At 33.7% G+C, this 15,320-nt stretch carries 12 protein-coding genes; 6 read left to right on the top strand and 6 right to left on the bottom strand.

Going from position 1 to position 15,320, the window contains the following annotated elements; translation table 11 throughout:
* The first annotated feature begins 60 nt into the window (after window positions 1–60).
* From ACFWM3_RS06235 to ACFWM3_RS06215, 5 genes are all read left to right on the top strand, one after another.
* A complete protein-coding gene (locus ACFWM3_RS06235; protein ID WP_056469083.1) occupies window positions 61–747 on the top strand; it encodes a response regulator transcription factor in 687 nt (228 codons plus the stop codon).
* Complete coding sequence (locus ACFWM3_RS06230) at window positions 747–1,751, top strand: sensor histidine kinase (RefSeq protein ID WP_390310738.1); 1,005 nt, start codon at window positions 747–749, stop codon at window positions 1,749–1,751. Before ACFWM3_RS06235 ends, ACFWM3_RS06230 begins: the two co-directional genes overlap by 1 nt.
* Window positions 1,752–1,855: 104 nt before the next feature.
* On the top strand, window positions 1,856–2,617 hold the full coding sequence (locus ACFWM3_RS06225) for an ABC transporter ATP-binding protein (RefSeq protein ID WP_098426301.1): 762 nt from the start codon (window positions 1,856–1,858) through the stop codon (window positions 2,615–2,617).
* Window positions 2,607–4,550 (top strand): FtsX-like permease family protein, encoded by a 1,944-nt coding sequence (locus ACFWM3_RS06220; RefSeq protein ID WP_390310736.1) that lies wholly within the window; start codon window positions 2,607–2,609, stop codon window positions 4,548–4,550. The genes ACFWM3_RS06225 and ACFWM3_RS06220 overlap by 11 nt, the downstream gene beginning before the upstream one ends.
* 120 nt (window positions 4,551–4,670) lie before the next feature.
* A complete protein-coding gene (locus tag ACFWM3_RS06215) occupies window positions 4,671–5,342 on the top strand; it encodes a YdeI/OmpD-associated family protein (protein ID WP_390310734.1) in 672 nt (223 codons plus the stop codon).
* Between the two features lie 68 nt (window positions 5,343–5,410).
* On the opposite strand, the gene ACFWM3_RS06210 is transcribed toward ACFWM3_RS06215, so the two are convergent.
* The 3 genes from ACFWM3_RS06210 to ACFWM3_RS06200 form a co-directional block, all read right to left on the bottom strand.
* Window positions 5,411–5,614 carry a YbdD/YjiX family protein gene (locus tag ACFWM3_RS06210; protein WP_056469068.1) on the bottom strand — a complete coding sequence of 68 codons (204 nt, stop codon included), beginning with the start codon at window positions 5,612–5,614 and terminating at the stop codon, window positions 5,411–5,413.
* On the bottom strand, window positions 5,604–7,706 hold the full coding sequence (locus ACFWM3_RS06205; RefSeq protein WP_429898723.1) for a carbon starvation CstA family protein: 2,103 nt from the start codon (window positions 7,704–7,706) through the stop codon (window positions 5,604–5,606). The genes ACFWM3_RS06210 and ACFWM3_RS06205 overlap by 11 nt, the downstream gene beginning before the upstream one ends.
* Before the next feature lie 257 nt (window positions 7,707–7,963).
* The gene (locus ACFWM3_RS06200) at window positions 7,964–8,854 is read right to left on the bottom strand and encodes a TetR/AcrR family transcriptional regulator (RefSeq protein ID WP_390310731.1); all 891 of its coding nucleotides are present in this window, start codon (window positions 8,852–8,854) and stop codon (window positions 7,964–7,966) included.
* A 211-nt stretch (window positions 8,855–9,065) separates the two neighbouring features.
* Between ACFWM3_RS06200 and ACFWM3_RS06195 the strand changes: the two genes are divergently transcribed.
* Complete coding sequence (locus ACFWM3_RS06195) at window positions 9,066–10,601, top strand: DHA2 family efflux MFS transporter permease subunit (RefSeq protein ID WP_056467286.1); 1,536 nt, start codon at window positions 9,066–9,068, stop codon at window positions 10,599–10,601.
* 496 nt (window positions 10,602–11,097) lie between these two features.
* Here ACFWM3_RS06195 and ACFWM3_RS06190 read toward each other — a convergent pair whose 3' ends face one another.
* The 3 genes from ACFWM3_RS06190 to xylB are packed head-to-tail and all read right to left on the bottom strand — an operon-like array spanning window position 11,098 to window position 15,271.
* Window positions 11,098–12,702 carry a glycoside hydrolase family 43 protein gene (locus tag ACFWM3_RS06190; RefSeq protein WP_390310730.1) on the bottom strand — a complete coding sequence of 535 codons (1,605 nt, stop codon included), beginning with the start codon at window positions 12,700–12,702 and terminating at the stop codon, window positions 11,098–11,100.
* A 46-nt stretch (window positions 12,703–12,748) separates the two neighbouring features.
* The gene (locus ACFWM3_RS06185; RefSeq protein ID WP_390310729.1) at window positions 12,749–13,732 is read right to left on the bottom strand and encodes an aldo/keto reductase; all 984 of its coding nucleotides are present in this window, start codon (window positions 13,730–13,732) and stop codon (window positions 12,749–12,751) included.
* A 39-nt stretch (window positions 13,733–13,771) separates the two neighbouring features.
* On the bottom strand, window positions 13,772–15,271 hold the full coding sequence (gene xylB / locus ACFWM3_RS06180) for a xylulokinase (protein WP_390310728.1): 1,500 nt from the start codon (window positions 15,269–15,271) through the stop codon (window positions 13,772–13,774).
* Window positions 15,272–15,320 lie beyond the last annotated feature (49 nt).

Below are 15,320 nucleotides of genomic sequence, written 5' to 3'. Positions count from 1 at the left end.
ACTTAATTTGTTTTTATTTTACAATTAATGGAAAGTAAATAAGAAGTGTGGTGAAACCATTTGTTTAAACTATTACTCATTGAAGATGATTCTTCTCTATTCACTGAGATTAAAGATCGGCTATCAGGATGGTCCTACGAGGTTTATGGGATCACAGACTTTAGTAAGGTAATCCAAGAATTTACAGAGATAAAACCAGATTTAGTCATCATTGATATACAACTGCCAAAATACGATGGATTCCATTGGTGTCGGATGATTCGTTCCCATTCAAACGTACCTATTATCTTTTTATCTTCAAGAGATCACCCTTCAGATATGGTCATGTCGATGCAGCTTGGAGCAGATGATTTTATACAAAAGCCATTCCATTTTGATGTACTAATTGCAAAAATCCAGGCTACTCTTAGACGCGTCTATAATTATAATACCGAAAAAATTGCACTTAAAACTTGGTGTGGTGCAACCGTGGACTATGAAAAAAATACTGTATCAAATGAAAATGGTGCAATTGAACTTACAAAGAATGAGATCTATATTTTAAAACTGCTAATTGAACAAAAAAATAAAATCGTAAGTCGCGAGGATTTAATTAATGCCCTTTGGGATGATAAGCGATTTATTAGTGATAACACCTTAACAGTAAACGTAAATCGATTGCGTAAAAGACTAGATGAAATAGAATTAGGACAATTTATTGAAACTAAGGTTGGTCAAGGATATATTGCTTTAGAAGAGGAGATTTAATGATTAAAACATTTCTAATTGAGCGATTTAGTTGGATTCTTTTTTTTCTACTAACACAAGTACTCATTGTATTTGTTTCATTTATTGATTTGTCAATTCCTTTAAAATCATTACTTTACATTGTCTTTCTATCACTATTATTGTTTATCATTTTTTTAGTCATTCGATATCCTAAAGAAATAAAATTTTATAAAAGTCTTGTTGAACGTGAGGATAACCTTGATTTGACGGGAATTGAAGAGTCAAATAGCCCATTTGAAGAAATTGTTGAAAACAGTTTAACAAATCAAACAAGCTTATTAAAAAAAATTGCTATTCAAAATCAAACTTATTTAGAGCAAGAAAAAGATGAGCTCCTATCATGGATCCATGAAGTAAAAACGCCTTTAACAGCAATGCACTTAATGATTGATCGTATGAAGGATGAAAAGTTAAAGTCAAATTTAACATATGAATGGCTACGTATTCACCTATTATTAGATCAACAGCTTCACCAAAAAAGAATACCTTTTATTGAAAATGATCTTTATATAGAAAAAATTGAGCTGGAAGATGTCATTTATCCAGAGATTAAAACTTTGCAATCATGGTGTATACATAAAGGGATTGGATTTGACATTGAATTAGAGGAGCTAGAAGTATTCAGTGATGCTAAATGGCTATCCTATATACTACGGCAGCTATTAACAAATGCAGTGAAATATAGTACATCCTCAGACATTCGGATTATAAGTAAGCAAATTAATGAGCATGTGATTCTTGAAATTGAAGACTTTGGTCGTGGTATTCATTCAAAAGATTTGCCGCGAATTTTTGAAAAAGGATTTACTTCTACGTTTCAGCATCAAGACAATGCCTCTACAGGGATGGGGTTATATTTAGCAAAGAAAGCTGCCCAGTCACTACATATTACTTTCCAAGTAAAGTCTGAGTTAGATAAAGGTTCAATTTTCACGCTAACATTCCCTAAACGAAATGAATTTGTAAAAATAACAAGCATGTGACAAAATTGTCACATGCTTTTGTTTATTGTTCGGTTAATCAAAGGAAACGGTCTATGTAACCATTTATACTAATTTTATCGAATGAAAATAAGGGAGTGTATGAATTGAATATTTTAGAAGCAAATAAAATTCATAAAAGTTACGGTAATAAATTTAATAAACAAGAAGTGTTAAGTGGCATTAATATAAACATCGAAAAAGGTGAATTTGTTAGTATCATGGGGCCATCTGGATCTGGTAAAACAACTTTACTAAACGTTCTTTCTTCGATCGATAAGATTAATAGTGGAACGATTGCAATTGAAGGTAAAGATATAACGGATATGAGAGAAAAGCAATTAGCAGAATTTCGTAAATACTATTTAGGCTTTATTTTTCAGGAATACAACTTACTAGACACATTAACTGTAAAAGAAAATATTCTTCTACCTTTATCAATAACAAAAACGTCACCAAGTGAAGCCAATCAAAAGTTTGATGTAATCGCTAAAGAGCTTGGTATTTACGAATTAAAAGATAAGTATCCTAACGAAATCTCTGGGGGACAAAAACAGCGTACTTCAGCCGCTAGAGCATTTATTCATGAACCTAGTATTATTTTCGCTGATGAACCTACAGGTGCATTAGATTCAAAATCTGCTTCAGATTTATTAAATAAACTAAGCGAACTAAACGAGAAAAGAAACGCGACAATTGTAATGGTTACACATGATCCAGTAGCAGCAAGCTTTTGCAATCGAGTTGTCTTTATTAAAGATGGACAAATCTATTCACAACTACACAAAGGTGATGAAACGAGACAAAATTTCTTTAAAGATATCATGAAAACTCAAGGTGTATTAGGTGGTGTTCACCATGAGCATTAATCATTTGATATTCCGAAATTTAAAAAAGAATTTAAAAAACTATTATCTATATGTTTTTGCTTTAATATTTAGTGCTGCTTTATATTTCTCATTTGTTACACTGCAGTATGATCCCTCAATGGATGCGACAAAAGGTTCGATTAAAGGAGCTGCTGCAATTCGCTCAGCGTCGATTTTACTTGTTGCGATCGTTTCGATATTCCTTTTATATGCAAATATGATTTTTATAAAAAGAAGAAGTAAAGAAATTGGTTTGTTCCAATTAATCGGAATGACTAAAAACAGGATTTTCGGTATTTTAACAGTTGAAAATTGTATTCTATATTTTAGTTCATTGGTTCTTGGTGTCTTAGTGGGTTTTTCTATTTCAAGGCTGATCGTTATGGTTCTATATAAAATCGTAGGAGTTAAAGCGATTGCTAATTTACATTTTTCTTCACAAGCATTAGTACGAACATTAATAGTATTTGTCGTCATTTACGCGTTCATTATGTTAATGAATTATGCTTTTATTAAAAGACAAACTATTTTATCTTTATTCCGAGTAGTCTCATCGACTGAAGGAAAGCTTAAAAAAATGTCTATTTTCGAGATTTCTATTGGAGTTTTAGGTATTTTATTAATAATCTCAGGTTATTTTCTATCATCAAAATTATTTGATGGCGATTTTACTACTATGACTCAACTATTTTCGGTAATGATTTATATTTTAGCGTCAGTCATTATTGGAACTTATTTAGTGTATAAAAGTTCGGTTCGTTTTATTTTAAATATCGTTCGTAAAAAGAAAAATGGCTATTTAAATATTAATGATGTTCTCTCTTTATCTTCAATTATGTTTAGAATGAAGTCTAATGCCTTATTACTAACTATTATTACAACTGTTTCAGCACTAGCGATTGGCTTATTATCTTTAAGCTATATATCTTATTATTCTGCAGAAAAGACAGCTGAGAGCCACGTCCCTGCTGATTTTTTCTTAAATAATAAAAAGGATTTACAAACTTTCACATCTGCGCTAGATAAAAATGGTATTAAATATAGAGAAAAACACACCGAGGTTATTCAAGTTAATGCAAATATAAAGAATATACTCGATAAAGAGTTAGAAGGCATGATGAAGGATGCAGACAAGTTTCCACTTGCGGTCGTAAGTGAAAAGTCAGTTAAACTAAACCTTGCTTCAAATGAAGTGTTATTTACTGGATACGATGATATGCTTCAAAAATTTATGACCTTAAAGGATTCAGGGCATATTGAATTAACTAGCAACAAGAAAAAGTTTAACCTTAACTATTTAGGATTAAAACGTGAAAAGATTATACCTTCCTACTTCACAAATGGCGGATTTCCTACTGTCATAGTGGACGATCAAGTATTTAAAACGTTAAAACAGAATCTTGATCCATCAATTCAAAAAGATTCTACTGTCTACAATGGAATTAATATAAGTGATGAAAAACTAATCGAAAAAGCAAATAATATTTTTGTGGACCATCAACTTGAAAAGAATTATCCTAATGATTCTCGACTTGAAATCGTTAAAAGTCAGAAAGCAAATATGGGTCTTATTATGTTCATCGTAGGATTTTTAGGACTAACGTTCTTAATGACATCAGGATGTATTTTATACTTTAAACAAATGGATGAAAGTGTTGACGAAAAACCAAATTATACAATTTTGCGCAAACTAGGTTTCTCCCGTAGAGACTTATTAAGAGGTATACGCTCTAAGCAATTGTTTAATTTTGGTATCCCATTAGTAGTCGGACTAGTTCATAGCTATTTTGCCGTTCAATCTGGATGGTTCTTATTTGGTGCTGAAGTGTGGACACCAATGATTATCGTCATGGTTTTATATGCGGTTTTATACTCTGTGTTTGGTCTTTTATCCGTTCTTTATTATAAAAAAGTGATTAAAGAAGCTCTTTAAACTTTTATAATCCCTATTCCCTACTCTAAATAATAGAAGCTCTATCTGAGCTTCTATTATTTTTTTTACTTATTTTGATTTATAATAACCTTATACATACTACTTTAAAGGTGGATCGGGATGACGAAAACGATTGTTGAAAAACTAAACTTAAAAAAGTATAAAAAAGCTACCGTTTTAAATCAGCCAAGTGATGCAAATTATTTTGCAGATTTACCACATTTTGATACGGATCTATTAAATCATCCTTATGATCTAATATTTGCTTTTGTACTTGATATGGACTCGCTTAAAGAACTAGTAACAAAGATTACCCGAAATCATTATTTAGATAAGAATGGCTATATTTTTATTGCCTACCCTAAAAAAGGCAACAAAGTATATCCGACTTATATTCATCGTGATGATTTATTTGAGGGATTAGGTGCTGATGAGAGCGGCTATATTGGTTCAAGTACAATTAAGTTTGCTCGTATGGTTGGACTGGATGACGTCTTTACGGTTGTTGGATTAAAAGACGAATCAAAAACAAAAGCTATGAACTCAGCAAAAGCAAGTCAATGCGTAGATGATTATATCGAAATGATTCCAAACGTCGAAAAGGATTTAGAAGATTCTCCTGAATTACTTACGATTTATAAGTCTCTAACTCCTGGGTATCGTAAAGATTGGGCACGACACGTCTATAGCGCTAAGCAAGAAGCAACGAAAACAAAAAGACGAGAAGAAATGAAAATGGCCCTAGGTGCTGGTTATAAAACGATGGATTTATATCGTAGAGATAATAAATAGAAAAAAAAATCCACAAGATTATTTCTCTTGTGGATTTTCTTCGCTTATTAGATCATTTTGATGTTACTTTAACAACAACGAGTAACTTTACCGCCTTTAGAATTAAAACGTGACTCTTGTGCTTCGATAAAGAACTCTTTTCTAGATTGAATTGGTTGATCAGGGTGTTGTGTTTTCATATGTTCAACATATTTCTCATAGCTTGGTACACCTACTAATAAACTAATAAACTGTTTATAATATTTTTTGAACTCCTTCACTTTATAATGCATAATTTTTCGGTTCACTTTCTTCGCGTTTAATATACGGAGTTTCATGTAATTTTATTGGTTTATTGGACAATATATTTATCCAATTTCGAACCGAAGCAATTAGAACTAAAAGCACAATCACCATAAATACTCCACAAATCGTTGCGTCAATATAGTCATTTAAAATAATTTGATTCATTTGTGCTTTACTAGCTGCCGGTGCAAGGATTTTGCCAGCATCTAAACCATCTTTAAAAATTTTAGCATGCGCTAAAAATCCTATTTTTGGTAATGCATGAAACAGCTTTTGCCAACCAGCAGTCATTGTTACGATTAAGATCCAAATCGTTGGCACTAATGTAATCCATGCATATGCCTTTTTCCCCATTTTCAGTAATATAGTTGTGCCTAGCAATAATGCAATCGCGGCGAGCATTTGATTTGCAATTCCGAATAATGGCCATAAAGTATTAATACCTCCAAGCGGATCAATAACTCCTTGGTAAAGGAAATACCCCCAGCCAAAAACGCAAATGGCTGTCGCAATTAAGTTCGCAGGAAGTGAATCCGTTTTTCCAAATGGCTTATACACATTGCCTAAAATATCCTGCGTCATATAACGGCCAATCCTAGTTCCAGCATCAATTGTTGTTAAAATAAATAAAGCTTCAAATAAAATAGCAAAGTGATACCAGAAAGCCATTAATGCCTTACCACCGATTACTTTAGAGAAGAGTGCCGCCATGCCGATTGCTAAAGTTGGTGCCCCACCAGTACGAGAAAGGATTGTTTGTTCACCTACGTCTTTGGCTAGCGTGCTCAAATCATTTGGAGCTATTGTAAAGCCCCAGCTTGAAACTACTTGAGCCACTTGATTTACGTCAGTTCCAATTATGGCAGGTGGGCTATTGATGGCAAAATATGCTCCTGGAGTTAATAAACAAGCAGCAATCATAGCCATTACTGCTACAAAAGACTCCGTTAACATAGCACCATAACCAATGGCACGTGCATGCGTTTCACGCTCAATCATTTTAGGGGTAGTACCTGAAGCAACTAATGCGTGGAATCCAGAAACAGATCCACAAGCAATTGTTATAAATAAAAATGGAAATAAATTTCCAGCAAATACTGGTCCTGTTCCGTCAATAAATTTTGTAACGGCCGGCATTTGTAAATCCGGTGCTACAATAATAATGCCAATTGCTAAAGCTAAAATCGTTCCAACCTTTAAAAATGTGCTTAAATAATCACGTGGAGCTAGTAATAGCCAAACTGGAAGTACTGATGCTATAAACCCGTAACCAATTAACATAAGGGCAATCGTTTCTCCCTTAAACGTAAACATTGCCGCTAATGTTGGACTTTCTGCTACATATTGTCCCGCATATAATGAAATTAGTAATAAAATCACACCAATAAAAGACCCTTCTCCTACTCGGCCTGGACGTATGTATCGCATATATATCCCCATGAAAAGTGCGATTGGAATTGTTGCCGCAATCGTAAACATTCCCCACGGACTTCCCGCAAGTGCTTTAACTACAACAAGGGCTAAAACAGCTAATAAAATAACCATAATTCCTAAAATACCTATTAAAGCGATAACCCCTGTTATAGGACCGATCTCTTCTTTAATCATTTCACCTAGTGATTTACCATTTCTACGCGTCGAAGCAGCTAATATAACAAAATCCTGTACTGCGCCAGCAAATACAACTCCTACAATAATCCAAATTGTTCCGGGTAAATAACCCATTTGCGCAGCTAAAATTGGTCCAACTAGAGGTCCAGCCCCTGCGATCGCTGCAAAATGATGGCCAAATAATACCCACTTATTCGTCGGTACAAAGTCTTTACCGTCGTTATTAATTTCGGCAGGTGTTTTACGAGTTTCATCAAGTTTAAACACTTTATCTGCAATAAACTTACTATAAAAACGATAAGCCACTGCATATGTACAAACTGCCGCTGTGAGGAGCCAAATTGCATTTATTGTTTCCCCTCTTTTTAAAGCTAAAACAGAAAAACAGAAAGCTCCAAGTATTGAAATTAATCCCCAAACAACTATTGATTTTAAAGATTTCACAACAAAAGATACCTCCTTTTTCATTTATAAAAGAAAGTATATCATTAATTCAGAATTTTTTGTCAATTAATGGTAAAAAAAGTATAATAACGACATTTATACTGATTTTAAGCTGGTTTTTCTTCATAAAAGTGGACGAAAGTTATATTGAACTTCTCTAATTGAAGAGTTTCAAGGGAAAAAACAACTTAGCTATAGTAATATTTGAACTAATCTTTTTAAACAAAAGAAAACCATCCTAAGCTTAATTGCTAAAGGATGGTTTTCTTTCATTAAATAGGTTATTTAACATGTTGAATAAAATTAATGTCGATCAGTTCATTCAGCCTTTGTAGTTCTTTTTCTCCTAGTAACTTTTTCCCTTCGTTTAAGGATACTAGAGCACTCTCAATTAAATATTTTCGTGGTGTTTTTGACTGCAATAATTCATTTTGTAAAAAATCTAGTAACTCATTGTACTTTTGCTGTTCATTACTATTTAATGCTGATTTTTTCATTGTACAAATAATACTACAAAGCTTTTGTTGAAGATTTTCTTCGGTCTTTCTTACTGGTAACCATTTATCTAATAGCCCCAAATTGAATAATTGCTCACCAGATTCCTCAACATCCTCAACAATCTTAATGATACGTTTTACACTATATCGGACAACATGTTCCATACTAATATTCATATCTTTGGCGAGGTCATAGTATCTCACATTATGGTGTATTATTCCTAAAAACATAATGGCACTATCTAATAAAAAGTCTTTCTTCTCACTGCCAAAAATGTCTAAAAAACGTGTATACACCCAATTTAATGTCTTAAAATTACCTTCTCTTATGAACTGTTTAATATCTAAGTCATTTATATAAATTACTTCTTCAAATAGAGAAATTAGTTTATTATCTCTATTTGCCTCCATTAATAAAGTTATTTGTTTAATGAAAATTTCAATATTCGAAGGGCTCTGTCCGATCAACAACTCATTTCTTTCATGCTCAAGTTTTTTATAAATCATATTAAATAATGCGACTACTAAATCACTTTTTGACGAAAAATAATTATAAAATGTACCTTTAGATATACCGCTACAGTCTAATATGTCTTGAATTGACGTTGCTTGAAATCCTTTTTCAATAAACAATTCATGAGCTATTTTTACAACATGCTGTTTACGATCATTCATATAATCACCTTGGTTCTAGTTAATTACTGCTTAAAAAACATAGTACATTATTTTAACATTTTTAACTAGTAAATATCTGATTAGTTTATTAAAGATTTCTAATGGTTATTATAATTGCATCTAATGAATGAATGGTATATCATATTATCTTATATAGAAGATGGAAACACAGTTCAAAAAATTGAACTAGATGTACAAAGGAGGGGAAATCATGGATCATTCCATGAATAAATCGGTTCGCCCACCATATGGGATTATTACAATCCTAATGATTGGGGCTTTTATTGCGTTCTTAAACAATACTTTACTTAATATTGCTTTACCTTCTATTATGAAGGATTTGGACGTTGAGCCTTCGACTGTTCAATGGCTTTCAACTGGATATATGCTAGTTAATGGAATTTTAATTCCGACTACTGCTTTTTTGATCCAAAAATATTCTGTTAGACATTTATTTATAACTGCACTACTTTTATTTAATATCGGTACTTTAACAGCAGGATTTGCACATGTATTTCCTTTATTATTAGCGGGCCGTATGATTCAAGCTTCTGGTTCGGCTATTTTAATGCCATTATTAATGAATGTTATGCTAACTAGCTTCCCTGTTGAAAAACGAGGAACTGCAATGGGCTTCTTTGGTTTAGTAATGATGGGTGCACCAGCGATCGGACCAACATTATCTGGGTGGATTATTGAACATTATGACTGGAGAATGCTTTTCCATGTTGTTTCACCGATTGCATTGACGATTTTAATTATTGGCTTTTTCTTACTTAAAGATAAAAAAGAGAAATCAAATAGTACGATCGACCTTTTCTCTGTTCTTTTATCAAGTATAGGTTTTGGTGGATTATTGTACGGTTTTAGTACTGCCGGAACAAAAGGATGGGATAGTCCAGAAGCTTACGTTACATTAATTGTAGGGGTTATTTCATTAGTACTATTTATCGTACGTCAATTAAAACTTGATACGCCAATGTTAAACTTTAGAATTTATCGCTACCCTATGTTTGCTTTATCATCAGCGATTTCAATTGTAGTTACAATGGCTATGTTTTCAGCAATGATGCTTTTACCGATTTATACTCAAACGCTTCGAGGCATTAAACCATTTGATGCAGGCTTAATGCTGTTACCAGGTGCTTTATTAATGGCAATTATGTCGCCAATTACGGGTAAATTATTTGATAAAATTGGCGGAAGAATACTTGCAGTAACTGGTTTAGCGATTATGACTGTTACTACGTATTTCTTAAGTAAGTTAACAATGGATACAACTTATACGCATATTATCATTTTATACTCATTACGTATGTTCGGTATGTCGATGGTTATGATGCCAGTATCGACAAATGGGTTAAATCAATTACCAAGACGATTCTATCCACATGGTACTGCGATGAATAATACTTTACAGCAAGTATCTGGTGCGATTGGTACAGCTTTACTCGTAACAGTAATGTCGAATCGTACTGAATCAAAAGCTAAAGAGCTTGCTGCTGAAGCGATGAAGCATGTGACTAGTAAACCTACACCTGAAATGCTTGCTCAAATTAAGCAAGAGATCTCAATGAAGGCAATGTTAGAAGGAATTAACTTCTCATTTTATGTGACGGTATTCGTTGCCGCAGTAGCACTAGTTCTTGCATTCTTTATCAAACGTTCAACAGCTGCAGAGGAACCTGTAGTGAAAGAAAATACTAATACTAGTAATAACTTTAAGAAAAAGTTAGCAGAGAACTAAGAAAGAAACTAAAAAAGTTCAACCGTTGTTATGGTTGAACTTTTTTACGTTGTTGAAAAACAACCTTATAAATTAACTTACCAACTGAATTTTTTTCTAAAAATAGCTCATTAAATTTTTAACATCCGAAAAAAATATTGCTAGTGTTATTGGAATGATCAAATTTGCTCAAACATATTAACATTTAAAACCATTCATCCAAAAAGTAATAATTTAATCATTAATAAATATTCATAATGTCCGTTTTCTATTTTAACATTCTATAAGACCTGTTATAGCAGCTTAGCCCTGAAAAAGGACAAAAATATTCTATTTAACCATCGAAGTAAAAAATTATCTTTCAAAGCAACTACGTTTAATGCACTTAGACGATGAAGCCGTAAGAATTTACTATTAATAAAAACTTCACTATCCATTTAGTATTAATAATTTTAAGTAACATACAAAAGAAAATGTCCCTAAGATTAGTTAAAATAACCTTCAGGGACATTTCTTATTATCTCTTATAAATAAAATAATCGAAATCCGCATGAAGCCCTTGACCAGTCGTATCCTGACATTGCATTCCAACGAATGCACCTGTAAAGAATCCGCCGCCTTGAATATAATCATCAGACAGTTTATATGAATTAAGTGTTACAGGTATTGCTGTCCATTCTTCTCCATCGAATGAGTAAGAGTACTCGTACACATTTGTTTTCACATCTACTCGAAGATACACATATTCAACTTGTTCTGGAATGATAATTTCTTTTCCTTGAAGAGGTTGATCGAACTTAAAATTATCACATGTTACTAATTCAAGAATTCTGCCCTTTTCTTCATTCCAAGTAATTTGACATGAAGTCCAGTTTTGAGTGTTGTAATAATTTACTAAACCAGCAGATTGATGGAATGTATTCGGATTAAATGCTACTTTTGTTTCTGCAGTAAAGTTAAAATGTTGCCAACGTCTTGCTATAAATGACTGAGTAAACTTAGATGTTAGGGATTCTCTTCCGTAAAGACGTAGATGCCCTGGATTGTCTTTTAGTGAAACGATATTCTCTCCTAATGGAATTCTCAAGTTTTGAAAGTGAGGGTTTAAGATTTCTGAGTTAAAGTCATCCATCACAGGGTAATCACTTTCCCATTTTACTTCATCTATTTTTGGTCCCTCTATTTCCAGTGAAGGACTGTTCCCTCCAACGACATACGGCCAATCATTTTTCCACTCAAGCCTTTGTATAGCCGTTTCTCTTCCTAGAGGACAGAAACCTCTTGGATCTAACAACGGTTGACCTTCTCTTGGCAATGGTCTTCCTGTTAAATGTACTAGGAACCATTCATCTGTATGCGTTTGAACAATGGATGCATGTCCTGCTTTTTGAAGTGGAATTCTTGGTGCATGGAATGACGAAATTAACGGATTTTCTGGGTGTACTTCGTATGGGCCCATTAACTGTTTTGACCTAGCAATTGTAGCTTGGTGATCATATTTCGTACCGCCTTCTGCCGTTAGTAAGTAATAGTAACCATTCATTTTATATAAATGAGGTGCTTCCGTCAGTTTAATATCGGTTCCTTTAAAAATAACCTCTGCTTTTCCGATCAGTTTCTGTTCTTCTACACTGTATTCTTGTAGTGAAATGCCATAAAAATGATGATTTCCTACGCGATGATCCCAAACCATATTAACTAAATATTTTTTTCCATCCTCATCGTGGAATAGTGAAGGATCAAAGCCGGTACTATTTAAGTAAATTGGATCCGACCATTCTCCGTCAATCGATTCACATGTTGCGAGATAGTTGTGACAATCTTTCCATTGACCTTCGACTACCTTTACATCAGTGTAAATTAACCAAAACTGTCCGTCGCAATAAGATAATGCAGGAGCCCATATTCCGCCCGAATCTGGATTACCTGTCATGTTTAATTGACTTAAACGATTCAAAGGTCTTGATGCTAAACGCCAATTCTTTAAATCCTTTGAGTGATAGATTCCTACTCCTGGAAACCATTCAAAAGTTGAAACTGCAATATAATAATCTTCCCCTACTCGGCAAATACTTGGATCCGGATTAAATCCCGGCAAAATTGGATTACTAATTTTAGCCATTTTAAACTCCTCCATATGCATCTATATAGTTCAATACTTTACTTTTTTAGTTAGCACCTTTGATAAAGTCAGAAACATTCTTTTGGTAGAAAAGCTCTAATTGATCTAATTCAGCTTTCGAAAAAGATTGTATATTCATTGCATCTAAATTGGCATTCACTTGACTTTGGTTTCTAAATCCCGGAATGACACATGTAATTTCCTTTTGATCTAAAATCCATCTAAGTGCTGCACTTGCCATTGATGACCTTCCTTCAGCAATCCAGTTAATCCGATTTGCCAATTCTACTCCTTTTTTAAAGCCCAAGCCTGCAAATGTCTCTCCGATATTAAAGGCCGCTCCATTTTCATTAAAGTTTCGGTGATCATCTTCTTCAAAAATATGATCAGCCTTATACTTTCCGGACAAGAGTCCACTTGCTAGCGGTAATCTTACAAGAATTCCAACCCCACGCTTATAAGCTTCCGGAAGTAATACTTCTAATGGCTTTTGTCTAAAAATATTAAAGATAACCTGTAAGCTTTTCACATTGGGGTTCTCTAAACAAATCATTCCTTCTTCAACCGTTTCAACGCTAACCCCGTAATGGCGGATTTTCCCTTCACTTTTTAAACGGTCAAGTACATTAAATACATGTCCATCCTTTAAAATTTCAGTTGCTGGGCAATGTACTTGATATAAATCAATCACATCTCGATTTAAGCGTTTTAGACTATCCTCGCAATAAGACTTAACTGCCTCATATGAGTAATTTTCCGGTGAATGAATATCACCTTTTCGACAAAACTTTGTTCCGATATAAATTTTGTCTTCAAGTCCTTTTGTGGCTTTAGCCAGTAGTTCTTCGCTATGACCGTCACCATAAACATCTGCAGTATCAAAAAAATTCACACCTTGATCGATTGCCTGTTGTAAGGATTTTAAAGCTTCAGTATCATTTGTTTTTCCCCATGCTCCACCAATTGCCCAAGTTCCAAAACTAACCTCACTAATCATTAAACCTGTATTACCAAGTTCTCGATAATTCAAGTAAAACTCCCCCTCTAGTGCTATTTATACCGTCTTTTACTACTTTCTAAATTCAGATAACATTTTATTTAATTCCTTCGTGTTGGAATAAACTTGCTTATAAATTGAATAAAGCTTTTCATATTGTTTAACGTTCTCACTAACTGGTTTATATGAAGTGATTGGCTTTATGAACTCCTCTGCACAAACCTCTAATGATTCGAACCAATTACATCCATAAGCAGCAAGCATCGCCGCACCCATCCCTGGACCTTGCTCGCTTGAAAGCTTAATAATTGTTGCATTAAAAATATCTGCTTGCATTTGAAGCCATATAGGATTTTTTGCACCGCCACCAATTGAAATAATCGAATCAATTTTTTTACCGTTATTTCGGAAAATCTCAATTGACTCGTTCAATGAAAAAGTAATACCTTCCATAACGGCTCTCGCAAAATCACTTCTCTTATGTGCTGCATCCATACCAATAAAACATCCTCTAATAACTGAATCCGCATGTGGCGTTCTTTCACCAACCAAATACGGAGTAAATATTAAACCATTCGATCCAATTGAAACGTGATCAACATCCTCTAATAGTTGTTCGAAATTCACACTCTCAGCAAAAGTATCTTTAAACCAGCTTAGTGAATATCCTGCGGCTAGCGTTACACCCATTGAATAGAAAGCATCTTTTTTACTATGGTTAAAATAATGAACTTTACCTTTAAAGTCGTGTTCACCATGCTCTTCATAAGAAAGGACAACCCCTGAGGTACCAATACTACAAAGCGTATTGCCTTCTTTTAAAATACCTGAGCCAATTGCGCCACATGCATTATCGGCTCCGCCTGCAAATACTTTCACTTCACGACTAAGTCCGGTCAAATCAGAAACCTCTTTTGTAATTGTTCCAACGCAAATCTGAGACTCGATAATTGGTGGGCAAAGATGGAAAGGAATATCGAGTTTTGTACATAATTCTTCACTCCACCGCTTTTCTTTTACGTTTAAAAGCAATGTTCCAGCAGCATCCGAGAATTCAGTATGAATTTCTCCAGTCAGACGATAACGAAGATAGTCTTTAGGTAATAAAAATACCGCTGCCTGATGATAGATCTCTGGTTCAAATTCTTTTACCCATAAAAGCTTTGGTAAAGTAAAGCCTTCAAGTGCTGGATTTTTCGTTATATCAAGTAAACGTTCTTTACCCACTTTTTCATTAATAAACTCACATTGCTTAGTCGTTCTTGTGTCATTCCATAAAATTGCATTACGAAGGATTTCATTTTCTTTATTCATTAGCACTAGACCATGCATTTGTCCTGAGAAACTAATCCCTTGTATATCATTTTGATGACCATTAAAGTCTCTAACTAGTTCGGCAAGACCATCGATTGTTTTTTCAACCCATTCTTCTGGATCTTGTTCACTATACCCTGATTTCTCATGTATTAATGGATAGGAACGAGATACTTCATGGCATACCTCACCTGACTGATTAACTAACAAAATTTTTACGGCACTTGTACCTAAATCAATCCCTACTACATATTTCATAACAATCATCCTTTTTTTATTTTTGAGCCTATCGTATGAGAAAAATGTG

Origin of the sequence: Gottfriedia sp. NPDC058432, from assembly GCF_042721555.1 — a bacterium.
Lineage (GTDB): Bacteria > Bacillota > Bacilli > Bacillales > Bacillaceae_G > Gottfriedia.
Note: the sequence above shows the minus strand (reverse complement) of the source record. Positions and strands in the feature narration are given on the sequence as shown.